This window comes from Cupriavidus oxalaticus, from assembly GCF_016894385.1.
In the GTDB taxonomy this organism is placed as follows: Bacteria; Pseudomonadota; Gammaproteobacteria; order Burkholderiales; family Burkholderiaceae; genus Cupriavidus; species Cupriavidus oxalaticus.
This window is the reverse complement of the sequence record NZ_CP069811.1, coordinates 1390270-1413740: the sequence shown is the minus strand read 5'-3', so window position 1 is coordinate 1413740 and position 23471 is coordinate 1390270. Positions and strand designations below refer to the sequence as shown.

The 23471-nt window shown below is 65.0% G+C and carries 20 protein-coding genes and 1 pseudogene; 9 read left to right on the top strand and 12 right to left on the bottom strand.

The genetic code is table 11. The annotated features are described in order from the left end of the window. Nucleotides 1–89 precede the first annotated feature (89 nt). Nucleotides 90–1110 (top strand): annotated as a pseudogene (locus tag JTE92_RS06255) (IS701 family transposase). Nucleotides 1111–1387: 277 nt separating this feature from the next. Here the strand turns inward: JTE92_RS06255 and JTE92_RS06250 are convergent. From JTE92_RS06250 to JTE92_RS06230, 5 genes are all read right to left on the bottom strand, one after another. Further along, a complete protein-coding gene (locus JTE92_RS06250) occupies nucleotides 1388–2248 on the bottom strand; it encodes an SDR family NAD(P)-dependent oxidoreductase (RefSeq protein ID WP_063239292.1) in 861 nt (286 codons plus the stop codon). A 67-nt stretch (nucleotides 2249–2315) separates the two neighbouring features. Next, complete coding sequence (locus JTE92_RS06245; protein WP_063239293.1) at nucleotides 2316–3335, bottom strand: NADP-dependent oxidoreductase; 1020 nt, start codon at nucleotides 3333–3335, stop codon at nucleotides 2316–2318. 75 nt (nucleotides 3336–3410) lie between these two features. Then, nucleotides 3411–4658 (bottom strand): serine hydrolase domain-containing protein, encoded by a 1248-nt coding sequence (locus JTE92_RS06240; RefSeq protein WP_063239294.1) that lies wholly within the window; start codon nucleotides 4656–4658, stop codon nucleotides 3411–3413. 256 nt (nucleotides 4659–4914) lie between these two features. After that, on the bottom strand, nucleotides 4915–5892 hold the full coding sequence (locus JTE92_RS06235) for a tripartite tricarboxylate transporter substrate binding protein (protein WP_063239295.1): 978 nt from the start codon (nucleotides 5890–5892) through the stop codon (nucleotides 4915–4917). A 190-nt stretch (nucleotides 5893–6082) separates the two neighbouring features. After that, complete coding sequence (locus JTE92_RS06230; protein ID WP_063239296.1) at nucleotides 6083–7093, bottom strand: AraC family transcriptional regulator; 1011 nt, start codon at nucleotides 7091–7093, stop codon at nucleotides 6083–6085. Nucleotides 7094–7256: 163 nt separating this feature from the next. Between JTE92_RS06230 and kce the strand changes: the two genes are divergently transcribed. The 8 genes from kce (at nucleotide 7257) to JTE92_RS06190 (ending at nucleotide 15299) form a co-directional block, all read left to right on the top strand. Next, nucleotides 7257–8192 (top strand): 3,5-dioxohexanoate:acetyl-CoA acetone transferase, encoded by a 936-nt coding sequence (gene kce, locus JTE92_RS06225; RefSeq protein ID WP_063239297.1) that lies wholly within the window; start codon nucleotides 7257–7259, stop codon nucleotides 8190–8192. A 102-nt stretch (nucleotides 8193–8294) separates the two neighbouring features. Next, nucleotides 8295–9353, top strand: a complete 1059-nt coding sequence (locus JTE92_RS06220) for a beta-keto acid cleavage family enzyme (protein WP_063239298.1) — start codon at nucleotides 8295–8297, stop codon at nucleotides 9351–9353. A 108-nt stretch (nucleotides 9354–9461) separates the two neighbouring features. Then, nucleotides 9462–10208: an SDR family NAD(P)-dependent oxidoreductase gene (locus JTE92_RS06215; RefSeq protein ID WP_063239299.1), complete on the top strand. Its 747-nt coding sequence runs from the start codon at nucleotides 9462–9464 to the stop codon at nucleotides 10206–10208. A gap of 73 nt (nucleotides 10209–10281) precedes the next feature. Next, nucleotides 10282–11253 carry a quinone oxidoreductase family protein gene (locus JTE92_RS06210; RefSeq protein ID WP_063239300.1) on the top strand — a complete coding sequence of 324 codons (972 nt, stop codon included), beginning with the start codon at nucleotides 10282–10284 and terminating at the stop codon, nucleotides 11251–11253. A 138-nt stretch (nucleotides 11254–11391) separates the two neighbouring features. Further along, nucleotides 11392–12372, top strand: coding sequence for a Bug family tripartite tricarboxylate transporter substrate binding protein (locus JTE92_RS06205; RefSeq protein WP_063239301.1), 981 nt, complete (start codon nucleotides 11392–11394; stop codon nucleotides 12370–12372). A 12-nt stretch (nucleotides 12373–12384) separates the two neighbouring features. Next, on the top strand, nucleotides 12385–13233 hold the full coding sequence (locus tag JTE92_RS06200) for a TauD/TfdA dioxygenase family protein (RefSeq protein WP_063239302.1): 849 nt from the start codon (nucleotides 12385–12387) through the stop codon (nucleotides 13231–13233). A 183-nt stretch (nucleotides 13234–13416) separates the two neighbouring features. Continuing rightward, nucleotides 13417–14574 (top strand): porin, encoded by a 1158-nt coding sequence (locus tag JTE92_RS06195; RefSeq protein ID WP_063239303.1) that lies wholly within the window; start codon nucleotides 13417–13419, stop codon nucleotides 14572–14574. A 155-nt stretch (nucleotides 14575–14729) separates the two neighbouring features. Further along, nucleotides 14730–15299: an RBBP9/YdeN family alpha/beta hydrolase gene (locus tag JTE92_RS06190; protein WP_063239304.1), complete on the top strand. Its 570-nt coding sequence runs from the start codon at nucleotides 14730–14732 to the stop codon at nucleotides 15297–15299. A 167-nt stretch (nucleotides 15300–15466) separates the two neighbouring features. Here the strand turns inward: JTE92_RS06190 and JTE92_RS06185 are convergent, their stop codons facing one another. The 7 genes from JTE92_RS06185 to JTE92_RS06155 all read right to left on the bottom strand — a co-directional run bounded on the left by JTE92_RS06185 (nucleotide 15467) and on the right by JTE92_RS06155 (nucleotide 23442). Next, nucleotides 15467–16462: an HpcH/HpaI aldolase/citrate lyase family protein gene (locus JTE92_RS06185; protein WP_174544864.1), complete on the bottom strand. Its 996-nt coding sequence runs from the start codon at nucleotides 16460–16462 to the stop codon at nucleotides 15467–15469. 28 nt (nucleotides 16463–16490) lie between these two features. Further along, on the bottom strand, nucleotides 16491–17546 hold the full coding sequence (locus tag JTE92_RS06180) for a MaoC family dehydratase (protein ID WP_063239305.1): 1056 nt from the start codon (nucleotides 17544–17546) through the stop codon (nucleotides 16491–16493). Between the two features lie 18 nt (nucleotides 17547–17564). Continuing rightward, nucleotides 17565–18791 carry a CaiB/BaiF CoA transferase family protein gene (locus JTE92_RS06175; protein WP_063239306.1) on the bottom strand — a complete coding sequence of 409 codons (1227 nt, stop codon included), beginning with the start codon at nucleotides 18789–18791 and terminating at the stop codon, nucleotides 17565–17567. Next, nucleotides 18788–19954, bottom strand: coding sequence for an acyl-CoA dehydrogenase family protein (locus JTE92_RS06170; RefSeq protein WP_063239307.1), 1167 nt, complete (start codon nucleotides 19952–19954; stop codon nucleotides 18788–18790). Before JTE92_RS06170 ends, JTE92_RS06175 begins: the two co-directional genes overlap by 4 nt. Before the next feature lie 61 nt (nucleotides 19955–20015). Further along, nucleotides 20016–20786, bottom strand: a complete 771-nt coding sequence (locus JTE92_RS06165) for a citryl-CoA lyase (protein ID WP_063239308.1) — start codon at nucleotides 20784–20786, stop codon at nucleotides 20016–20018. Next, the gene (locus JTE92_RS06160; protein ID WP_063239309.1) at nucleotides 20780–22945 is read right to left on the bottom strand and encodes an acetate--CoA ligase family protein; all 2166 of its coding nucleotides are present in this window, start codon (nucleotides 22943–22945) and stop codon (nucleotides 20780–20782) included. The genes JTE92_RS06165 and JTE92_RS06160 overlap by 7 nt, the downstream gene beginning before the upstream one ends. Then, nucleotides 22942–23442, bottom strand: coding sequence for a MaoC family dehydratase (locus tag JTE92_RS06155; protein ID WP_011616520.1), 501 nt, complete (start codon nucleotides 23440–23442; stop codon nucleotides 22942–22944). The genes JTE92_RS06160 and JTE92_RS06155 overlap by 4 nt, the downstream gene beginning before the upstream one ends. Nucleotides 23443–23471: the final 29 nt, after the last annotated feature.

Sequence of the window (23471 nt, the reverse complement as noted above, 5' to 3'; positions counted from 1 at the left end):
ATGCCAGCATAGGTGTGGGTCTCGGCCTAGTACTACAGCCGTAGTTCTTTAAAGTAAAATTTCGTCAATAAAAATAACTCATAGACGAGATGACTTCGAAGGCAAGGCAATGGCAGCGGGAATTGGAGAGTGCCCACAGTCGACTTGAAACTCTGTTCAAGCGACCAGAACCGAGAGCGCGATCGTTGGCGTATCTGAAGGGATTGCTGAGCAGTGTAGAACGCAAGAATGGGTGGCAGTTGGCGGAGTTCATCGGCGGTGTTGATCGTTGATGAAACGGGCTTTATCAAGAAGGGGCAGCATTCGGCCGGGGTGAAGCGACAGTACAGCGGCACTGCCGGCCGGATTGAGAACAGTCAGATTGGGGTGTTCTTGAATTACGCGGGTCATGGAGGCTCGGCGTTTATTGACCGAGAGTTGTATCTTCCTCAGGAATGGGCAGAGGATTCAGCACGCAGGCATGCCGCAGGAATTCCCCCATCGGTTGAGTTTGCAACCAAACCACAACTTGCGCGGCGAATGATTGAACGCGCCCTGGATGCCGGGCTGCCGTGTGGTTGGGTAACCGGGGACGCCGTCTACGGCGGGGATCGACGGCTGCGGGTATGGCTGGAATCCCGTGACCAGGCCTTTGTACTCGCGGTGGCAAAAGACGAGCCGCTCTGGTGGCAAGGGCCAACGTATGTGCGGGCCGACGCAATTGCTCAGGCGCAACCGACACGGGCCTGGAAGCGGCTGTCAGCAGGTCAAGGAGCCAAAGGTGAGCGCTTGTACGACTGGGCACTTGTACCCTTGTGGCGCTTGCAGATGACCGCTGAAGAGAGGCGCTGGGGCCATTATCTATTGGTTCGGCGCTCACTTGACGAAACGCCCGAGCATGCCTTTTACGTCGTCCATGCCCCACGTCGCAAGGCCACACGGCAGACGCTGGTTCGGGTTGCAGGCCGGCGATGGGAAATTGAAATCGGCTTCGAGGCGGCCAAGGGAGAATGCGGACTAGACCACTATGAAGTGCGCAAATGGCATGGATGGTATAGGCATATCACCCTGTCACTGCTCGCTCACGCGGTTCTTGTGGTGCTTCAGACCAAGGTCAAAAAAAACTCCTGAAGACATGGTTCCGCTGACTGTGCCTGAGTTGCGCCGTCTGCTATCGAGACTGCTGTGGCATGGGGTCCATTCGATTCAGCATATCCTTGGCTGGTCGGCATGGCGGCGTCGGCATCAGCTTCGTGCCAAGATCTGCCGCTACCAAAGGCGCGGTTGCCTCCATTCCCTTTATGATCTACGGCTGTAGTACTAAGAGTGGCGAGCACGCCGCTGCCTGCAGCGCCGCGTCTTCCTCGAACCAGACCTGCGCCTCACCGTCGAAGCGCGGCTGGATGGATCATGCCGGGGGCGCTCCGGTGGCGATGGCAGGTGCGCGCTCCAGTGCGCCCAGAATCCGCGCGAATCGCGCTTCCAGGCGCGGCCGCATGCGTGTCGGCGTGAAGATATAGAACTCGCCCGCGCGAATGGCCTCCAGTGCCTGGCTGGCCACCAGTTCCGGCGCCGTGCCGGCGGCAACACTGGCCTTGAACGATTCGCTGGCATGGCTTGAGCGTGCGGCGATGGGGGTCTTCACCGGGCCCGGACAAAGCACCGAGACGCCAATGCCGGTGCCGTCGAGTTCCTGCTCCAGTGCCTCGCAGAGGGCCACCACGCTGTATTTGGTGGCTGAGTACGCGCCCATCGGAAAGCCGCCGTTCACCCAGAAGCCAGCGCCTGACGCCGTTGCGACGAAATGGGCTGGCTCGCCGTGCCGCCGCAGCAGCGGCAGGAAGTGGCGGATGCCGTGGATCACGCCAAACACGTTGATGCCGAATGCACGGGTCCAGTCCTGCCCGGATAACGACGCCAGTTCGCCACTCATGTCGATGCCGGCATTGTTGAACACCAGATGGATGCGGCCCACCTGTGCCTCGAACTGCGCTGCTGCGTCGCGCACGTCCGCATCGGAGGAAACGTCCAGTACGCGCGTGCAGATGCGCCTGCCGGTGGGCGCGAGCCGCTCGCGTGCGGCGTCCAGCCCGTGCGCGTCGATATCGGCCAGCGCAAGGTCGGCACCGCGCGCCGCGAGTGCATCGGCCAGTGCCAGACCGATGCCGGACGCGGCGCCCGTGATGATCGCCGTCTTGCCCTGAAAGTCCTGAAGGCGGGGGCGGGTGCCCGGTGGGGAATCGTTGCTGTCGATGTCTGGATGAATCATGGATGTCGCAGGTAAGGGCCGAGGGGCCGAGGGGCTGATGAGCCGAGGGACTGCGGGGCCGCGGCATTCAGCCGATTACGGATTCGGGGGCAAGGCGGACAAGCTGCTTGCCGATGTTCTTGCCGGCAAACAGGCGGTTCAGGGCGGCGGGCGCCTGCTCGATGCCCTCGATGACGTCGACCCGGTACTTGAGCTGGCCGTCCCTGACCCATTTCGCCATGACTTCCACGGCTTCGTGGAACCTCGGGCGGTAGTCCGAAATGAGGAACCCTTCGATGCGCGCGCGTTTCATGATGACGTTGCGGAACATCTTCGGGCTCCACCAGTCACCGCTCGCGTTGTAAGTCGAGATCATCCCGCACAGGGCGATGCGGGCACCCGGATTGATCAGAGCCAGCACGGCATCCATGGTGTCCCCGCCCACGTTCTCGAAATCGACGTCGATGCCGTCCGGGCAGGCGGCGCGAAGGTCGGCAAGCACGTTGCCGGCCTTGTAGTCGACACAGGCATCCAGGCCAAACTCTTCCGTGACCAACCGGCATTTGTTCTGGCCGCCCGCAACGCCCACCACCCGGCAGCCAAGTATCTTGCCGATCTGGCCGGCGATCGAGCCGACGCCGCCTGCGGCGGCCGATACCACAATGGTCTCGCCGGCCTTGGGCCTGGCAATGTCGAGCATGCCGAAATAGGCCGTCATGCCGGAGCTGCCCAGCACGCTCGCATAGGCATGCAGGGGCAGGCCGTACTCCACCGGGACGCGCCGGGCAGTTCGCGTTACCGAATACTCTTCCCACGCCATGGCGCCTTCAACAATATCGCCAGGCCTGAAGTCCGGGTGATGGGACTCCATGACCACGCCCATGGTGACGCCGCGCATCACCTCGCCCAGCGCCACCGGGGCCATGTACTGGTCGATATCGCTCATCCAGACGCGGTTGGTCGGCGCCACCATGAGATAGATGTTGCGCACCAGGATCTCGCCGTCGCGCGGTCGAGGCAGCGGTGCTTCCACGAGCTGCAGGTCGTTGTCGCCGATATCGCCGACGGGGCGCTGCCTGAGGATCCAGCGCCGGTTCATTGTCTTCATGCTTGCTCCTCCATAATTTGTGCCTGGCGCCGAGTGCGCGGGCCGCACTGCCGGTCGCCGTCACGCGCTCGCTGCTCAGTCTTCCAGCGCGCCGTATACGAGGTTGCGTAACAGGGACCGGTATCCGGCGCGCGTCGCCAGGTCGTTTTCCTGAAGCATCAGGATGGCAAGCAGCTGCTCTTGCGGATCCGCCCAGAAATAGGTTCCGAGCGCGCCGCCCCAGTAGAAATCGCCGACCGAACCCGGTACCGGGCTCAAGCCCGGGGCGGTGCGTACGCCCACTGTCAGGCCATGGCCCTGGCCGAGATCGGGCAGTGGCGCGTTGATGCCGAGCCCTGTTGTCGAACCGCCAAAGCGCGTGGACCGGGGCAGATGGTTGCCAAGCATCAGTTCGACCGTCTTCCTGGAGAGCAGGCGCACGCCATCGAGCACACCGCCGTTGAGCAGCATCTGGCAGAAGCGCGCGTAGTCGCCGGCCGTGGACAGCAGGCCGGCGCCCCCGGAATGCCAGCGAGGCGGGCCCTGCTCGTCGTAGTCGAACAGGGCGGTGGATTTGCCGGATGCGCCGGAGGGCAGCGCCAGGCCGGCGCCGTCCTGCCGGATCAACCGGAAGCCTGTTGCATGCATGCGCAGTGGCCGCGTCACGCGCTCGGCGACGAAGTGAGCGAGGTCCATGCCCGAAACGATCTCGACGATGCGGCCGAGCACGTCGGTGGACATGCCATATTCGAACACCTCGCCCGGCTGGCATTGCAGCGGAATGGCCGCCAGCTTCGCGACCATCTCGGCATTGGTCTGTGCAGGGTCCATCAGGCCGGTATCGCGATACCGGCGCTGCACCAGCGAATCGCCGAATTGCCCGTATGTCAGACCGGAGGTGTGCCGGAACAGGTCGTGAACAGTCATGGCGCGGCGCATGGGTTCGAGCGCAAGGCGGCGCTCCCCTGTATTCGCATCGGCCGATTCGACGCCGACCTGGAGGCAGGCGAACTCGGGGATGTAGCGTTCGACCGGGTCGTTCAGGGCCAGCCGGCCTTCTTCCATCAATATCAGCGCTGCCACGCCGACAACGGGCCGCGTCATCGCTGCAATGCGGAACACCGAATGGCGCTGCATCGGTCGCGATTGGGTATCCGCATGCTCGAAGCCAAACGCCTCGAACCAGGCGATCCGGCCCTTGCGCGCAACCAGCACGACAGCGCCCGGGATCTTGCGCCGGTCGACATCCGCATTGATCACCGACGAGATCGACCGCAGCCGCCGCGCGGACAGCCCCACCTCTTCGGGGGTGTCGGCATGGTCCAGGGCATGGGTGAGAGGCAAAGCAAGCTCCTGCGAGTTTCGGCGGACCGAGGCGGCGGCGGTGCGCGGTGCGCTGTGCCGTGAGGTATGTGTGCCGATTCTAGGCAGACGGTCGGCCTGGTGCTTGATGACAGGGGTCTTTGCCGTGACCGCTGGGGACATTGCGCGAGCGGGTGGCGATGGAAGCAGGCTTCGCGCCCTTTTTTCATCATGAGACGGGTGCTAAAGCGAGCTCCGGCAGGAAGGAAACAGCCAACGCCGCCGGAGTCGCGCACCGTCAGGGCTGGATGTTGTTGGCCTTCACGATGGCGGCATTGCGATCGTATTCGGCGCGCAAGCCCTGGCCAAGCTGGGCAAGGGTTTGCGCTGGCATGGTCTCGAAGCCGAGCCCGAGAATCCGGTCCTGCACCTTGGGCGCCGAGGCCGCCTTGTAGACGGCAGCCTGGATTTTCTGGATCACGTCTGCCGGCACCTTGGCCGATACGAACACGCCCGCCCAGTTGTTGAAGTCAATGTCCGGATAGCCCAGCTCGGCAAAGGTCGGGACCTGCGGCAGCAGCGGCGAGCGCTGTTTCGCGGCGAGGGCATAGGCCTGCAGCTTGCCGGCCTTGATCATCGGCAGCGAGGTCACCATGCCGTCGTACATCACGGCGATCTGTCCGCCCATGACCTGTGTCAGCGCCGGCGGAGAGCCGGCAAACGGCACGTGCTGCAGGTCCATGCCGGCTTTCTGGTTCATGATCAGGCCGGCATAGTGGGCGACCGTGCCCGCGCTGTAGGAAGCAAAGCTGAGCTGGCCCGAATGGGCCTTCGCATAGCTGACCAGGCTCGGCAGGTCCTTGGGCGGCAGGCTCGCCGACCCGACCAGCACGAGGGTCGACCTGGCCACCGCGGCCACGGGCTTCACGTCCTTCATCGGATCGAAAGAGGTCTTCATCACATGCGGGATCTCCGTGAGCACGTTGGTGGTGGACACCAGGATGGTGTGCCCGTCGGCCGGCGCCGCCAGCATCGTGTTGATCGCAATGCCGCCGCCGGCGCCCGGCTTGTTATCGATCACCACGGGCTGGCCCAGTTCAGCCGTGAGCGCTTCGGACAGCACACGTGCCAGCACATCCATGGTGCCGCCGGCAGGCGCAGGAATCAGTACCCGGACCGGCTTGTTGGTCCATGCCATGGCGACGGGCATGGACAGGGCCAGGACAGCGCAGACGGCGGCGCGGCGCACGCAGTGCAGGGCAGGGCGGATTGGCATAGATGTCTCCTCGTTATGGGTGGGCTCTAAATGGGCGCCATTGACGACGGAAGTCGTGCCAGCAAGTATGGGCAGTCGATGCAAAGCGTCTTAACATTCGGGGGCAAATATTTGACATTTCGGGACAATCAGGGAAAGCCCATCCTTTCGGGACCGCGCGGGAAAACGAGAAGATGCCTAGGCACGCGGCTCACCGTATATTGCGCAGCCTGGTACTGCGCCACTGCGTCGGCGTCATGCCGAACTGCGCCGTGAACCAACGGACGAACGAACCATAGGCAGAGTAGCCAAGCGATTCGGCAATGCGTCCGAGCGAGTAACTTCTGTTGTCCATATAGTGGGTAACGAGATCGCGCCGTACGCCATTGACCATGTCTGAGAAGGCCTTGCCAGCGCCTTCGAGTTGGCGCTGCAGCGTACGCACGTTCATCCCCAGGCCCTGAGCAACCTGCTCGATCGTCGCGCGCCCTGCCGGAAGCATCAGATAGATGGCCTTGCGCACCTCGAGCACAATCGACGGCTCGTTGGCCCCCGGCAGGCCTGCAAGCAGGCGTTGCGCATGGCGTGCCATGACGGGGTCGGCAATCGGGTTGGGCAAGTCCAGGTCGGCAGCGCGGCAGATCAAGCCATTGAAAGCGCTGGCAAACTCCAGCTTTCCCCCGAAGATGCGGCGGTGCAGCCGCAGATCATCGGGAGCGTCATGCGTGAAATGGACGCTGAGGGGATGCCAGGACGTGCCGATCAGTGTGCTGCACATGCGTGACAGTGTGCCCAGCGCCAGTTCGACCGACTGCATGGTCGGCCCGGCTTCATCCGCAACGACGTCCTCCCGCACGATGACCTTCCTTCCGGTCTCCTCGATACGGATGACCAGGAATTCATTCATCAGGTGCCGATACTGGATCATGGTTCCAAGCGCGTCGCGCAGCGTTCTTTGATGCGTGAGCAATACGCTGACGACGCCGAGGTCGGACAGTTGCCACAGGTCGGCCATTCGCAGCCCGAACGTCGGGCATTGCGTGAGTCGCGCTGACTCTTCCAGCAAGGTTACGGCGGCACTCCCGGAAATCCAGTGTTCCGGGTCTGCAAGCATCTCGCTGCTCAACCCCAGCTTGCGCAGCAACGGCCGCGGTTCAAGGTCCAATTGCTTCGCAACCTTGAAATAGTGGGTCAGCACGCCAGTGCGAATCAATGTGCTCATTGCCTCTCCTTCACCCGGTGGAACCCGGATCCGTTCGTTCCGGGGAAACCCGAATGCCTCGACATTCTGTCACGAAATGAGATATGGATGTCGTGAAATGAGAGACAACGGCCAACCCGGGATTACTAGACTGATCGCATAAATCGACGACAGACGGAACCCCATGGCAGCCCCTCAGAACAAGGTCATAGTCACCTGCGCCGTAACGGGCGGCATTCACACGCCAACGATGTCCCCCTACCTGCCCATCACGGCAGAAGACATTGCCGGCGAGGCAGTCGGTGCGGCCCAGGCCGGCGCCTCGATCGTCCATCTGCACGCGCGCAAGCCGGAGAATGGCCAGCCGTCCCAGGATCCCGCGCTCTTCCGCGAATTCCTTCCGGAGATCGCCGCGCGTACCGACGTCATCATCAACCTCACCACCGGTGGCGCCCCCAACATGCTCGTCGAGGAGCGGCTGCAACCGGCGCTGCAACTCAAGCCCGAAGTCGCCTCGCTGAACATGGGGTCGATGAACTTCGGGTTGTACCCGATGCTGGGCAGGCACAAAGCGTTCAAGTACGACTGGGAGCGTCCTTACCTCGAGGGCTCGGAAGACCGCGTCTTCCGCAACACGTTCAAGGAGATCCGCTACATCCTGGAATCGTGCGCCGACAACGGGACTCGCTTCGAGGTCGAATGCTACGACACCAGCCATCTCTACACGGCTGCGCATTTCATTGACCGCGGCATCCTCAAGCCGCCGTTCTTCATCCAGTCCGTGTTCGGCCTGCTCGGCGGCATCGGCACGCATCCCGATGACGTCATGCATATGCGCCGCACCGCCGAACGGCTGTTTGGCAAGGACTACTACTGGTCCGTGCTGGGTGCGGGCCGCAGCCAGATGCCGATCGCTTCCATGGCGGCCGCGATGGGCGGCAATGTGCGCGTGGGCCTGGAGGATTCGCTTTGGGACGGTCCGGGCCGGCTTTCGACCAGCAACGCCGATCAGGTCAGGCGCATCGTCGGGATCCTGAAATCGCTGAATCTGGAGGTGGCCACGCCGGATGAGACGCGCGACATGCTTCAGTTGAAGGGCAGACATGCGGTCGCATTCTGAGTAATCCATCGGCGACAAGCCATTCAAGTCAACTGATGCCAGACCCGGCCTCCGCAATTTGCTGCGACGCCGATAAATAAATCCCTTATCAAGGAGAACGAAATGCAATTCCTGGATGATTCCCTGCACCCGGAGAACATGGACAAGGTGGTCATCACCGTGGCCCCATACGGCCCCGAGTGGATGCCGGAAGATTTCCCGGAAGATATCCCGGTGACCATGGAAGCGCAGATCCAGAAGGCGGTGGATTGCTATGAAGCCGGCGCCAGCGTGCTGCACCTGCACGTGCGTGAGCCGGATGGCAAGGGCTCCAAGCGCCTGTCCATGTTCAACGAACTGATCGCCGGCGTGCGCAAGGCGGTGCCGGACATGATCATCCAGGTCGGCGGCTCGATCTCGTTCGCACCGGAAGATGAAGGCCAGGCCGCGAAGTGGCTGGATGACGACACGCGTCACGCGCTGGCGGATCTCGACCCCAAGCCTGACCAGGTGACGGTAGCACTCAACACCATCCAGATGAACATCATGGAGTTGATCTACCCGGAGTTTTACGAGAACACGCACATGGCCAACCCGGCCGTCTACGACGCGTACCGTGAAATGATTGTTCCGGCGGGCCCGGGCTGGGCAGAAGAGCACCTGCGCCGCCTGCAGGAAGCCGGCATCCAGCCGCACTTCCAGCTGGTCGGCATGCATGCGCTCGAAACGCTGGACCGCATGGTGCGCAGGGGCCTGTACAAGGGCCCGCTGAACCTGACCTGCATCGGCATCGGCGGCGGCCACCATGGCCCGCACCCGTACAACCTGTTCGACTTCATCCAGCGTGCACCGGACGGCTGCACCATCACCTCGGAGTCGTTGTTCAAGAACGTACTGCCGTGGAACACGATGGCGCTGGCAATGGGTATGCACGTGCGCTGCGGCATCGAGGACACCCTCATCGATCAGCACGGCAATCGCTTCACCTCGGTGCAGCAGATCCAGCAGACCGTGCGTATCGCCAGGGAACTGGGCCGCGAAATCGCCAATGGCAAGGAAGCGCGGGAAATTTACCGCATCGGCACCTGGTACGACGATGTCGATGAAACCCTGGCCGCCAACGGCATGACCCCGAACCGCAAGCCCGGTGTCAAGAACGTGCCGCTGCGCCGGGTAGCCTGAGCCTGCCAGGGCGCAGAAAAAGAATCGATCCGGTCGATGTGTGCACGCCAGCCTGAAATTGCTGTAACCGGATCGAGCTGTTTTGACTTGATTCAAATAGGGAATGCCATGACTCGTACCGTCGTTCTCGTTACGGGAGCCACGTCTGGAATCGGCCGCGCAACGGCGCTTGCCTTTGGCCGTGATGGGGCACAACTGGTTTGCTCCGGCCGCAATGCCGCTGCAGGCGCCGCACTGGTGTCTCAACTCCGGGAGCTCGGTGCCGAGGCCGAGTTCGTGCCCGCTGACGTAGCGAATGAGGAGCAGGTCCGCCAGCTCGTCGAGCACACCATCACCCGCTTTGGGCGGCTCGATGTCGCAGTGAACAGTGCAGGGACCGAAGGCACGCCCGGGTCGATCGTCGACCAGACGGTTGAATCCTATGCAGCGACCTTCGACGCCAATGTCCTGGGGACGTTCCTGAGCATGAAGTACGCGTTGCGCGTCATGCTGGAGCAGAAGGAGGGCGTTGTGATCAATCTCTCCTCCACCATGGGGAGCCGCGGCAACGCACAGAATCCGATGTATGTGGCCAGCAAGCACGCAATCGAAGGCTTGACCAAGGCCGCAGCACTCGATGCGGCCAGATCGAATGTGCGGGTCAATGCGGTTGCCCCTGGCCCGATCGAGACCGGGATGCTGGATCGCATTGCGGGAGGCGCCGAGAAAATTGCGGCAGTTGCCGCGGGTATTCCGGCGGGCCGCATTGGCACCCCGGAGGAGGTCGCCGACGCCATCGTGTTCCTGGCGTCCGCACGGTCCAGGTACATAACGGGCCAGATTCTGGCAGTCAACGGCGGCAAGACAGCGATGTAGTCGCCTTGCCGGGCAGTGGGATTGCCCCAGGCGCGCTCAGACGCAATAAGCAACGAATTTCAGGAGACAAATCATGGCAAAAGCAATCCGGTTCCACGAGACGGGCAGCGCAGACGTGCTCAAGCTCGAGACCGTGGAAGTCGGCGATCCAGGCCCCGGCCAGGCGCGCGTGCGGCACAGCTACATCGCTGTCAATTTCATCGATATCTATTTCCGCACCGGCCACTACCCGCTGGACCTGCCCAATGGCCTCGGCTCCGACGCCGTGGGCGTGGTCGAGGCTGTGGGCCCCGGCGTCACCGACATCCGCGTGGGCGACCGCGTGGGCTACCTGCTCGGCCCGCAGGGCGCCTACTCGGACGTGCGGGTGATGCCTGCCGAGTGGCTGATCCCCCTGCCGGACGGCGTGTCCGACCGTGTCGCCTCCACGCTCATCATGAAGGGCATGACGGCGCAATACCTGTTCCGCCAGGTCTACCCGCTCAAGGGCGGCGAGACCATCCTCTATCACGCCGCGGCCGGAGGCGTGGGCCTGATCGCCTGCCAGTGGGCACGCGCGCTTGGCGTGAACATGATCGGGACGGTCAGCACCGACGAGAAGGCGGAGCTTGCCAGGGCCAACGGCTGCTCGCACGTCATCGTCACCTCGCGCGAGAACATCGTCGACCGCGTGATGGAAATCACCGACGGCAAGAAGGTCCCGGTGGTGTTCGATTCGGTCGGCAAGTCCACGCTGGACGCCTCGCTGTCCTGCCTGCAGGTGCGCGGCACGCTGGTCAGCAACGGCACGACTTCGGGCCCGGTCGAGATCGACAGCCGCACGCTCGCGGCGAAGGGCTCGCTCTGGGTCACGCGTCCGGCCATGGTGCACTACGCCACGCCGCGCTCGCACATGCTCGCCATGGCCAACGAGGTGTTCGACATGGTGATGGCCGGAAAGATCACCAGCGAGCCGAAGCAGCAGTTCGCACTGGAAGACGCCGCGCAGGCCCATCGCGCCCTGGAGAACAGGCAGACGAGCGGCGCGACCGTACTGGTGCCTTAAGCGGTGCCGTAGCGCGGCCTTTCCCTTCCCATGCATGCCGCAGCCGCATTTCCACCCTCGCCGGGGCGAGGGTGGCGGGGACGGCTGCGCCCTCGAAAGCAAGATCACATTGCTGGATATACCGAGATGGAGACAAAGATGTCAGACCGACCTGCCGTTCTGCGCGTGCGCCGCGTCGTCGCCGCGACGATTCTTGCGCTTGCCACGCCCACCGCCATGGCGTGGACCAGCAAGCCGGTGCGCGTACTGGTGCCGGCACCTGCCGGCGGCACGATGGACGTGATGGCCCGCATGCTGTCCGAACAACTCACGGCAGAGCTGGGCCAGCCGGTGATCGTCGACAACAAGCCGGGAGCCGGCGGCGCCATCGCGGTCGGCGCACTGCTGGCGGCGCCGCCCGATGGACAGACCATTCTGGTGTCGGCGACCAACGTGTTTGCGGAGATCCCGCATGTGATGAAGGTGCCCTACGATCCGATGAAGGACGTGAAGCCGGTGGCAGCCGTGGCCAAATCGACCCTGCTGCTCGTCGGTGCGCACAGCCTGCCGGCGAAGGACCTGCAGGGGCTGATCAGCTATGTGAAGGCGCATCCGGGCAACCTGAGCTTCGCCACCTACGGCCCCGGCACGGCCTCGCAATACGCCGGCATGATCATGAACCAGAAGGCGGGGATGGATCTCCAGAACATCCCGTTCCCGGGATCGCCGCCGGCACTGGCGCAGGTGATGGGCGGGCAGATCGCCGTGATGTATGACGGCATGGTGACCTCGCTGCCGTTCCTCAAGGCGGGCAAGCTCAAGGCCTATGCCGTGGCTGCCAGGCAGCGCTTGCCGATGCTTCCGCAGGTGCCGACCTTTGCCGAACTGGGCTATCCGGAGGTGGACTTCAGCAACTGGACCGGCGTGTTCGTGTCGTCCAGGGTGCCGGCAGACCTGACCGAGAAGATCCAGGCCGCGGTCTACAAGGCCGCCTCCAGGGCCGGCGTGCAGGAACGGATTGCGGCGCTCGGGTTCGAGCCGCTGCAGCCGCAGAGCCTTGGCCAGCTCAGCCACGACCTGCGCGCCGATTTCGATCGCAACGCCCGCATCGTGAAGACCTTCAACATCCAGCCGCAGTGACATCCATCGACCATGCGAGTTGAACAACTTACCTCCGCGATCGGCGCAGAACTGATTGGGGTCAGCCTGGCCGATGCGATCCATGATGACGGCCTGTTCGCCGGCATCCGCGAAGCGCTGCTCAAACACCGCGTGCTGTTCCTGCGCGACCAGGACATCACGGCTGCCCAGCACGTGGCCTTCGCGCGCCGCTTCGGGGATCTGGAGGATCACCCCGTGACGGGCAGCGACCCGGAGAATCCGGGGCTGGTGCAGATCTACAAGACGCCCGACAACCCGCCGGATCGCTACGAGAACGCCTGGCACACGGATGCGACCTGGAGGGAAGTGCCGCCGCTTGGCGCCGTGTTGCGGTGCCGGGAGTGCCCGCCAGTCGGGGGCGACACCATGTGGGCCAACATGGTGCTTGCGTACGAGAACCTGCCCGGCCACGTCAAGGAGCAGATCGCCGACCTGCGGGCGCGTCACAGCATCGAGGCGAGCTTTGGCGCCGCCATGCCGATCGAGCGGCGCCTGGCGCTGAAGAGCCAGTTTCCTGACGCCGAGCATCCGGTGGTGCGGACCCACCCGGAGACCGGCGAGAAGGTGCTGTTCGTCAATGGGTTTACCACGCACTTCACCAACTTCCACACGCCGGCGCGCGTGCGCTTCGGGCAGGACTATAGCCCCGGCGGCGCGGAGCTGCTGCGCTACCTGGTCACGCAGGCCTGTATCCCCGAACACCAGGTCCGCTGGCGCTGGACGAAGAACAGCGTGGCCATCTGGGACAACCGTTCGACCCAGCATTACGCCGTCATGGACTATCCGCCGTGCCACCGGAGGATGGACCGCGCCACCATCGTCGGAGACCGTCCTTTCTGATCAAAGCTGATCAAAGCGGGCCGCCGCGCATACCGGGAGGGTGCTGGCTGCCGGTCGTTGAACGGGGGGCGGATTGCAAGACCCATCCCCCCTGTAGTAGCGGCGCACCAGACGCCGGAAGTCGTAGTGACAGAGCCTGAGAACAATCCAATGAAAACGAAGAACCATGGAGGATGGGAGCAGATGAAAAGAGCGTTTCTTGCCTTGGCCGCCGCGACGGCATGTGGTGCGGTCCAGGCGCAGTCCAGCGTAACGCTGTATGGCGTCATCGACGTCAATCTCGAATACGTCAACAAGGTCGGCGTCGTGCCGTCGGCGGCCAACGGCTTCAATCCCGGTACGGGCCATTCGGTGTTCCGCGAGAACTCCGGCGGCTACTCCGGCTCGCGCTGGGGCCTGCGCGGCACGGAAGACCTCGGTGGCGGGCTCAAGTCCATCTACGTGCTGGAGAGCGGCTTCAACGCCGATACCGGCACCCAGCAGCAGGGCGGGCGCACGTTCGGCCGCCAGGCTTTTGCCGGCCTCAAGTCGGACTACGGGCAGGTCACCTTCGGCCGCCAGTACACATCGCTGTTCGTGTCGTTGGCCAACTTCGTGCCGGCCCGCTTTGCCACGCAGTATGAACCGGCGGGCGTCATCGCCGGCGCGAACTTCCGCGAGGACAACGTGGCGCAGTACACCGGCACGTTCGGTCCCATCACCGCCATGGCGCACTGGTCGTTCGGCGTCGGCACGACATTGCCGCAGATCAATCCCGGTATTCCCACGTTGGGCGGCAACGGCGAAGTGCCGGGCCAGTTCCGCCGGGATTCTGCCTACGGCGCGGGTCTGACTTACATCAATGGCCCACTCGGCCTGGGCCTTGCCTATGACCAGTGGAACCCGACGATCGGCACGAGCAACGGCACGTTGAAGAAGGCGGCCGTCATGGCCAGCTATTCGATCGGTGCGGGCAAGGTGATGGGCGGCTACCGTTGGGGACAGAACAAGGACCAGACGGGCAGGGAGTTCCTGCGCGACGACTTCTACTGGATCGGCGGCCAGTACCGCCTGTCGCCGGCGCTGGACTTTACGCTGGAGTATGACTACCAGAACCTGAAGAATGTCGGCGGCAACACGCACGCGGCCAATCCGTGGCAGATCGCCCTGATCGTCGACTACGCGTTCTCGAAGCGGACCGACGTGTACCTGACCACGGCGTATACGCGCAACGCGGGGCTGACCATGGACTCGGCGGCGAGCGGCTTCGCCACCAGCCTGGCACTGGGCAATAGCTACTCGTTGTCCAATGGGCAGAAGTCAATGTTCGGCGCGGCCGTGGGCATCCGCCATATCTTCTGACCGCCGGCGTGGTGGCGATGCCGCGGGCAGGCAGCAACCTGCGCTCACGGCACCTCATCTCGCGATATGCCACGCTTCCCGCGCCGGGATGCGTGGCACGTTTATCCCGGAGGCGGTGATCACGCCCCGGATCTCAATCGAGGAAATCGAATTCCATGACTTCTACCAAGCTGCCGACGATCGTGATTGTTCCCGGTCTTCGCGACCACATGCCGGAGCACTGGCAGACGCTGCTCGCCGAGCAACTGCAAGCGCAGGGAAGGGCGGTGCAGATCGTGCCGCAGATCGACCATGACAAGGCGCTGCGCAGCGCCCGGGTGGCAAACCTCGAGCGCGTCGTCAGCGGCATCGAAGGGCCGGTCGTCCTGGTGGCCCATAGCATGGGGTGCTGCATCACGGTTCACTGGGCACAGCAGACGACGCGCGAGATTCAGGGCGCGCTGCTTGCCGCCCCCGCCGACCTCGACACGCCGCTGCCCGCCGGCTACTCCGATCCGCAGACCCTGGCTGCCAACGGCTGGACACCGCTGCCGAGGGCATGCCTGCCGTTCCCGAGCATCGTGGTGGGCAGCCGCAACGACCCGATCGGAGGATTCGAACAGGTCCACGCCCTTGCGCAGGCCTGGGGGAGCCGCTTCGTCGATGGCGGCGATATCGGCCACCTCTCGCCGCTCGACGGATTTGGCAACTGGCCGAAGGCCGCGGAGTTGCTCCGCGAGTTGTGAGATTCACCATTCATTGCGTCTCCACCCCGGGTGCCGACCTCCGGTCCTGATGACACTTTCCACGGCAGCCGGGCTTTGGAGGTTCCACGGGCAACGCCTGTGGAACCTCTTCTTTGTTTTCAACAGCCAACACGCGCGGATAGCCGCAGAGGAATCGCCTCCCGGCCTTAACGGGCGAAGAATCTGCGGTCCGCCTCGGCCGGCAGCGTCATGCCGGTGGCCTTCGCCTTCTGCAGGATTTCCCAGAAATAACGGTAGGTGGCACGGTCATGCAGCTCGCCCTTGTACTGGATCGGCCCCCATTCCGCGTCCTGCGCCGCCAACAGGATGCCGGCCGCGTCTTCCACTTCGGCAAGGTCGGGACGCATGGCGTTCACGATGGGCTGGATCTGCGCCGGATAGATGCTCCACATGCGCAGGAAGCCAAACTCGTTGCGCGCGCGCCCGGCGTCGCTCGCTATCACCTCGGCGTCCTTCAGGTTCAGGCAGACGTTGTGTGCCGGCACGATTCCATTGGCCAGCGCCGCTGCCACCATGTCGGCCTTCGCGCGCGCCAGCAGTGCGTGTTCGAACTGGCCGGGGCTACGCATGGCCGCTGCCGGAATGGCGCCGTGGTGGCCGCTGACGAAATCCATCAGGCCGAAATCCAGTACCTCGATGTGAGGCAGTTCGGCGATCTGGAAGACCTCGCGCAGCGCGCCGTGGGTCTCGATGAGCACATGTACCGGCACGGGCTTGTCCAGTCCGGCTTTCGTGCGGGCCTCGTCGATATACCGGATGACGTGCGCGACCTGCCCGCTGCTGGTGGCCTTGGGCACGGTGATGTAGGCCAGCCGGCTGCCGGCTTCTCTCACGATGATGTCCACGTCCTGGCGCCAGGCGGGATGCGACGGGTCATGGATGCGTGCGCCGGCACGGCCGAAGCGGTTGCGTTCCGACGCGATCATGCGCGCCACCATTTGCGCATGCTCGCGCTCCTGCCCGGCGGCGGCACCGTCCTCGCAGTCGCAGGTCACGTCGAAGGCCGGGCCGTACTCGACCTGCAGGTCCATGGCCTTGCCGATCAGCTTCTCGCTGCCGGCAAAGTGCTCGCACGCGGCCAGCACGGGAAAGGCCTTTTCGCCGGCAAAGAGGGCGTCGTTCGGATGGGTTGCGGTGATCATGTCTTGTCTCGATGGAGGGGGGAGGTATTCATCGTTGGGGGATGGCGATGGTGTAGTCGAGGTCGAGCACCACATTGGACGGGTGCGCGGCCCGGCCTTCGCCCGGCTCAGGAAAGACGATGGAGGCGGCGCAGGCGTTCTTCGCGCCGATCATGCGCAGCCGCAGTGCCCCGACGTGCCCGTGGCCGAGGTCGATCTTGTCCAGCACCCGGGTGGCGCAGGCGATGGTGTCGCCCGCATAGGTCGGGTTCACGTGGCTGCCGGCGTTGATGGCGAGGATGGACAGGCCGTTCTCCAGTCCGTCATAGGCCAGCGCGCGGCATACCGAGATGACATGGCCGCCATAGACCAGCCGCTTCCCGCCACCGGCCGCCACGGCATGGCCATCGAAATGGGCGCGCGCGGTGTTCTGGTACAGGCGCGTGGCGATGCTGTGGTCGCTGTCGTTGATCGTCATCGCGCCGGGGTGGTCTATGCGTTCGCCCACGGCGTAGTCCTCCCACAGGTCGTCGATGCAGGTCATGGCGGTGATCTCGCGCACGCGTGCCGTATAGTCGCTTGCGCGCAGGTGTTCGACCGTTACCACGGGCTGGGTGGCCGGCACGACCGGCTCGCCGCATGGCGCCTCGGGATCGCGCTTGTGCACCATCACCCAGCGCACCCAGCCGAGCACCTCGCGGCCATGCTGGTTGCGAGCCGTGGAGCGCACGTAGACCACGCCGCTCCTGCGGCTGGCGTTCTCCTTCAGGCCGATGACCTCCGATTCGACCGACAGCGTATCCCCTGGATACACGTGCGAAAGGAAGCGCACTTCCGCGTAGCCGAGGTTCGCCACGGCATTGAGCGAGATATCCGGCACCGTCTTGCCGAAGGCGGTGTTGAAAGCCAGCAGGTCTTCCAGCGGCTGGCGTTCAAAGCCGAGTTGGCGTGCATTGGTGTGCGCCGTGCACAGCGCCGCGCGGCTGCCTGTCAGGCCGATATACAGGCTGCGGTCGCCCTCGGTCAGCGTACGCGGCGTGGCATGGCGGATCCGCATCCCGACATGGAAGTCCTCGAAATAATTGCCGCGGCGATTTTTTTTCATTTCTATCCCTTCCAATGGTTAGCGGACAGCACCGACCGCACGCAGATCGTCGATGTCGTCGCCGCTGTAGCCGGCGGCGCGCAGGATTTCCTCGGTGTGCTCGCCGAGCATCGGGGCACGGCGCCGGACCGCCCCGGGGGTGTCGCTCAGCTTGATCGGCACGCCGGCGATCTTCACGCGCTGCGCCGAACCGGGCTGCTCGACATCCACCAGCATCTCCCGCACCGCATAGTGCGGATCGGCAAAGATCTCGGCGGACGTGCAGACCGGCCCGAACGGCACCTTGCCGCCCAGGACGGCCGCGATTTCTTCCTTGGTGCGGCCCGACGTGAAGTCTTCCAGCAGGTCGATGACTTGCTGCATGTTGGCGACGCGCGCCGCATTGGTCGAGAAGGCCGGATCGATGCCCAGTTCCGGACGGCCGATGGCGGCGGCCAGTTTTTCCCACAGCGGATCGTTGGCGACGGCGATGGACACGTAGCCGTCGCGCGCCCGGAACAGGCCGAACGGGCACAGCAGGGGATGGCGGTTGCCTTCCGGCCCCGGTACCACGCCGGTGTACGAGGTCTGGTAGACGATGCGCTCGCACATGGCCAGCACGGCGTCCGTCATTGCCACGTCCACGAACTGGCCCTTGCCGGTTTCCTTCACCCGGTGTATAGCCGACAGGATGCCGATGCAGAGCATCAGCGCCGGGATGGTGTCGCCCACGCCGGGGCCGATCTTCATCGGTGTTTGGTGGTCGGGGCCGGTGATGCCCGTCATGCCGCCCATGGCCTGTGCGACCACGTCGTAGGCCGGCCAGTCCGCGTAGGGGCTGGCGCCCGAGCGCGGATCGCCGAAGCCCCGCACGGTGCCATAGACAAGACAAGGATTGCTCTGCCGCAGCGTCTCCCAGCCCAGGCCGAGGCGCTCCATCACGCCGGCGCGGAAGTTCTCCACCACGATGTCGGCGCCATCGATCAGCTTGCGCACGAGCGCCACGCCCTCGGCGGTCTTCAGATCGACGGCAATCGAGCGCTTGTTGCGGTTGACGCTCTGGAAGTAGCCGCCGTACTCGCGGAGCGTGTCGTCCTCGCAGAAGGGGGCGGTCAGGCGCGTGCCGTCGCCCGTCATGGCCTCGACCTTGATGACGTCGGCACCGTGGTCGGCCAGGATCTGGGTGCAAAACGGGCCGGCCAGCATCTGCGTGAGGTCGATCACACGCAGGCCGGCGAGGGCGCCGGGGGATGACCGCTGCATCATGCCGCCACCTTGCCCATCAGCGCGTCGGAGATAATGCGCATCTGGATTTCCGAGGTGCCCTCGAAGATTTTCGTCAGCCGCGCATCGCGCCAGTAGCGTTCGGCGGCGAAATGCGTGGTGTACCCGGCGCCCCCGTGGATCTGCAGGCCTTCGCTGGTCACGCGCTCGCACATCTCGCTGGCGAACAGCTTGACCATCGACGCCCCGGTGTCGGCGCGGCCGCCATCGTCGATCTTCTCGCACACCGCATAGAGCAGGGCGCGCGCCGCCTCGATCTGCGTGGCCATGTCGGCGACCTTGAAGCGGATGGCCTGAAAGTTGCCGATGGGCGAGCCGAACTGCGCGCGGTCCTTCGCGTACTGGATGGAATCTTCCAGGGCGCCCTGCGCCAGGCCGATGGAACGGGCAGCGGTGTGGGCACGCGCGGTTTCCAGGCCGGCGGTGGCGAGGTAGAACGCCTTGCCTTCGTCCCCGACCATCTTCGCATGCGGCACACGGCAGCCGTCGAACGCCAGCTCCCAGGTGGTCCAGCCGTGGTAGCCGATCTTGGGAATCACGCTGCCCTTGACGCCCTCGGGCAATGCGCCGCGCGGCTTCTCGACCATGAAGGCCGACAGGCCCTTGTGGCGCGCTTTCGGGTCGATCACAGGATCGGTGCGGCAGATGACGAGGATGAAGTCCGCCTCGTCGGCGAACGTGCACCAGTACTTGTTGCCGGTGATGACCCACTCGTCGCCGTCGCGCATGGCGCGGCAGGAGATGTTGGCGACGTCGGAACCGGCGTTGGGCTCGGACAGCGAGAATGCGCCGAGGAACTGGCCGGCCGCCATGCGCGGCAAGTATTCGGCCTTCTTCTCGGGCGCGAGCGCCTTGAGCGCGCCGATCAGGCCGTTGCCGCGCGCGATCAGGCTGCCCACGCTCATCCAGCCGCGCGAGAGCTGCTCGGCGACGAGGCAGTACTCGTAGGCACCGAGGCCGAGGCCGCCGTATTCTTCGGGGATAAGGATGCCGAAATAGCCCAGCTCGGCCATTTCGTCGATCAGGTCGCGGGGAATCTGCCCCTTTTCCGGGTCCAGCTTGTTGGCGAGCGGCAGCACGCGTTCCATCGTGAACTGGCGTGCTGCTTCCTGGATCATTTGCCGTTCGGCGGTGAGCTTCTGCATGGGATGTCTCTCAGCGAATTCTTCTCGTCGGCCCGGCCCGGCGGCCGGGCCGGTGCCCACGTCAGGGCAGGACGTTGCGCGGGTCGGCCTTCAGGACGAGTTCCCACGCCTCGCGGGCCATCGGCTGGCGCTTCTCTTCCAGCACGTGGGCCAGCAGGCCGGCCGAGCGGCCCACCAGGGCCAGGCCGCGTCCGATCAGCGGGTCCAGGCCCATCGCGGCGATGATCGCGCCGATGGCACCCACCACGTTCATCGGCAGCTTGCGGTTCTGCTCCTTCACCAGCACGTTGGCGATGGCTTCCATCAGGCGCCAGTGCAGGCCGTAGTAGCCGTTCTCGCGCGACAGTTCGCGCAGCGCGGGCACGCGCGGATCGCCGTCGACGTGGATCGGATGACCCACGCCGAAGACCTGCTGGCGGCGCTCCTTGTGGTTGCGGATGACTTCGCGCGCGGACTGGATGACGTCGTGATCGCTGGCATCGTCGCGCAGTTCCCTGGCGCCTTCGATCAGCATCTCGGCCGCGTTCTGCATCGGGCCGAGGAACACGCTGCCCGCGCCGAGCAGGCCCGTGGCCACCGCGCCCTGCAGCGCTTCCGGCGCGCCGATGTAGGTCAGGCGGGCCGAGAGCGAGCTTGGCGTGATGCCGTGGTCGGCGGTGGTCACCAGCAGCGCATTGACCATGGTCTTCTCGCGCGGCGTCGGCATGCGCGAGAGCGTGGTGAAGAAGATCATGTCGACGAAGTCGAACTTGCCGATGATCTCGGTGGACAGGTTCTTGCCGCGCACCATGATGGTGTCGGTCGTGGTGTACCCGATGTCAGTCTTTACCATTGCGAAGGCTCCGTGCCCTTGAGGGAGATGACGGCATCCAGCGCCACCACGCCCTGGCCCTGCGGACGCACCGCGAGGGGGTTGATTTCGAGTTCGTCGATGCGGTCGGCGTGCTTTGCCACGAAGGACGACAGTTTGACCAGCGCATCCGCAAGCGCATCGATGTCGAATGCCGTCTGGCCGCGGTGGCCCTTGAGCAGTTCGTGGCAGCGCGTCTCGGCGATCATCGCCCGCGCGGACTGCGGCGTGAGCGGCAGCAGGCGGCGACTGACGTCCTTGAACAGTTCGATCGCGACACCGCCCAGGCCAAACGTGCAGACATGGCCGAACACCTCGTCGCGGTGGATGCCGACCACGGCTTCCACGAACGGCGATGGCAGCATCGGCTCGACCAGCACGCCTTCGATCCGGTCCGCCCGCGCGGCCTTGCAGCCGTTGGCGTGGATTTCCGCGAACGCGGCGCGGGCGGCATCTTCCGACGCAATGCCCAGCCGCACGCCGCCGATATCGGTCTTGTGCGTGATGGCCGCGCTGACGATCTTCATCACGACCTTGCCGGTCCCTTGCGCGGCCACGCTGCGGAAGGCTTGCGCGGCTTCGTCGGCCGACGTGGCCACCATGCCGCCCGGCACGGTCACGCCGGCACCGGCCAGCAAGGCCTTGCCGCGGGCTTCCGACAGGGTAGTGACGGGGCCCTCCGCCTGGCGCGCGGCGGTCTGGCCGAGCGGACGCCAGGCAAGGTCGAACTGCGCCCGCCACTTGCCATACTCGATGAAGCGCTTCACGGCCAGCACGGCATTGCCGACCGCGCGCATCGGCATCAGGCCGCCCTCGATCATCTTGCGCTGGCCTTCGCCGGTCCGGTCGCTCATCCAGACCGGAACAATGGGCGTGGTCTCCTCGGACTGCACGCGCACCATGCTGTCGGCCAGCATGGCACTGGTCTTGCCATATTCGACGGGGATCGGCACCAGCACGAGGTCGGTATTGGGGTCGCTCGCCGTGGCCTTGAGCGCGGCGTAGCCGACTTCGGCGTTGACCAGCACCTCGGCGGTCACGTCCACGGGATTGTCGAAGGCAGCGTAGCCGGGCAGGGCACGGGACAGGGCCTCGAGCGTCTGCGGCGCGAACTTCGACAGCGTCAGGCCGGCGATGCCGACCATGTCGGTGCACAGCGCCGCCGTACCGCCCGAGAAGCTGTAGACGGCGAGCTGCTCCTTGCCGGTCGGCGTGGCGCGCGCCAGCAGCGAGGCCACGTCGATCAGTTCGTCGATGTCGTCCACCTCGATGATGCCGAGCTGGCGGAACACCGCGCTGTTGATCTCGGCCACGCCGGCGATGGCGGCGGTGTGCGAGGCGGCGGCCTTGGCGCCGATCTCCGACTTGCCGACCTTCAGCGCGACGATGGGCTTGCCCCGGCGCGCGGCATGCAGCGCGGCGGCCATGAAGCGCGGGCCGTTGCGCACGCCTTCGAGCGTGGTGACGATGACCTTGATGTCGGGCGCATCCGCCATGTAGTGGATGTAGTCGCTGACCTCCAGGTCGGCCTCGTTGCCGCCCGAGCACCACAGGCCGATACCGACGCCGCGGTCCATCGACTGGATGAACGAGCGGCCCAGCCCGCCGCCCTGCGTGGCCACGCCGATGGGGCCTGGCCTGGCGTTGTCGATGCGCCAGGCCGGCGAGAACGTCATGCCGAGGCGTGCGTTCATGTTGTTCAGGCCGGGACAGTTCGGACCATAGATGCGCATGCCGGTCTTCGCGACGATGGCACGCATCTCGGCCTCGGCGGCGCGACCTTCGTCACCGGTCTCGCCGAAGCCCGAGGTGAAGACGATGGCGAACTTCACGCCGCACTCGCCGCATTCGCGCAGCGCGTCGAGCACCATGTCGGCGCGCACGGCCACGATGGCCAGGTCGGGCACGGCGCCAAGGTCGCGCACCGAGGGGTAGCACGGCCGGCCGTGGATTTCCTTGCGGCCCGGGTTGACGAGGTACAGGTCGCCCTGGAACTGCGAGTAGACCGTCAGGTTCTCGAGGGTGCGGGCGCCGATGCTGTCGGGCTTCTCGGAAGCGCCTACCAGCACGATCGAGCAGGGCTCGACCAGGCGGGTGAGGTCGCTGAACCAGAGGCCGTTGGCGTCTGGTCTGGTCGTCATTGTGCTTCCCCCGGCGTGCGGCGCTTGAACAGGCAGGTGGCGGCCATCTCGGCCACGACTTCGCCGCGCTGGTTCACGGCCTTGCGCAGGAAGCTGATGACGCCGCGCTCCGGGCGGCTGGTCGGCTTCTGCTCGGTGACTTCGATGTCCACGCGGATGGTGTCGCCGATGAAGGTCGGCTTCGGGAACTTCAGGCGGTTCTCCAGCACGCTGAACAGCGAGCCCTCGAAGAACTGGTTCGGGATCGAGCGCGAGGTCAGGCCGGCCATGAACGCGGCGACCAGCATGCCGTGGGCGATGCGCTGGCCGAAGATGGTGCCCTTCGCGTACTCGGCGTCGACGTGGACCTTGTTGAAGTCGCCCGTCAGGGCGGCGAAGGCGGCCACATCGGCCTCGGTGATGGTGCGCGACGAGGTGCTGTAGGTCATGCCCGGCGTCAGGTCTTCCCAGTAGAGCGTGGTGTTGGCGACCTGGTCGAGGATGGCGGGTTGGGTCATGCTGCGTATCTCCTAATGAGCTTTCCAAA

Coding starts and splice junctions, on each gene's coding strand:
- JTE92_RS06245 (WP_063239293.1), bottom strand. CDS start 3,335: ATGAAGACAATGAACCGGCGCTGGATCCTCAGGCAGCGCCCCGTCGGC.
- JTE92_RS06190 (WP_063239304.1), top strand. CDS start 14,730: ATGACTTCTACCAAGCTGCCGACGATCGTGATTGTTCCCGGTCTTCGC.
- JTE92_RS06250 (WP_063239292.1), bottom strand. CDS start 2,248: ATGATTCATCCAGACATCGACAGCAACGATTCCCCACCGGGCACCCGC.
- JTE92_RS06195 (WP_063239303.1), top strand. CDS start 13,417: ATGAAAAGAGCGTTTCTTGCCTTGGCCGCCGCGACGGCATGTGGTGCG.
- JTE92_RS06210 (WP_063239300.1), top strand. CDS start 10,282: ATGGCAAAAGCAATCCGGTTCCACGAGACGGGCAGCGCAGACGTGCTC.
- JTE92_RS06215 (WP_063239299.1), top strand. CDS start 9,462: ATGACTCGTACCGTCGTTCTCGTTACGGGAGCCACGTCTGGAATCGGC.
- JTE92_RS06165 (WP_063239308.1), bottom strand. CDS start 20,786: ATGGTAAAGACTGACATCGGGTACACCACGACCGACACCATCATGGTG.
- JTE92_RS06235 (WP_063239295.1), bottom strand. CDS start 5,892: ATGCCAATCCGCCCTGCCCTGCACTGCGTGCGCCGCGCCGCCGTCTGC.
- JTE92_RS06230 (WP_063239296.1), bottom strand. CDS start 7,093: ATGAGCACATTGATTCGCACTGGCGTGCTGACCCACTATTTCAAGGTT.
- JTE92_RS06220 (WP_063239298.1), top strand. CDS start 8,295: ATGCAATTCCTGGATGATTCCCTGCACCCGGAGAACATGGACAAGGTG.
- JTE92_RS06155 (WP_011616520.1), bottom strand. CDS start 23,442: ATGACCCAACCCGCCATCCTCGACCAGGTCGCCAACACCACGCTCTAC.
- JTE92_RS06205 (WP_063239301.1), top strand. CDS start 11,392: ATGTCAGACCGACCTGCCGTTCTGCGCGTGCGCCGCGTCGTCGCCGCG.
- kce (WP_063239297.1), top strand. CDS start 7,257: ATGGCAGCCCCTCAGAACAAGGTCATAGTCACCTGCGCCGTAACGGGC.
- JTE92_RS06180 (WP_063239305.1), bottom strand. CDS start 17,546: ATGAAAAAAAATCGCCGCGGCAATTATTTCGAGGACTTCCATGTCGGG.
- JTE92_RS06160 (WP_063239309.1), bottom strand. CDS start 22,945: ATGACGACCAGACCAGACGCCAACGGCCTCTGGTTCAGCGACCTCACC.
- JTE92_RS06175 (WP_063239306.1), bottom strand. CDS start 18,791: ATGATGCAGCGGTCATCCCCCGGCGCCCTCGCCGGCCTGCGTGTGATC.
- JTE92_RS06170 (WP_063239307.1), bottom strand. CDS start 19,954: ATGCAGAAGCTCACCGCCGAACGGCAAATGATCCAGGAAGCAGCACGC.
- JTE92_RS06200 (WP_063239302.1), top strand. CDS start 12,385: ATGCGAGTTGAACAACTTACCTCCGCGATCGGCGCAGAACTGATTGGG.
- JTE92_RS06185 (WP_174544864.1), bottom strand. CDS start 16,462: ATGATCACCGCAACCCATCCGAACGACGCCCTCTTTGCCGGCGAAAAG.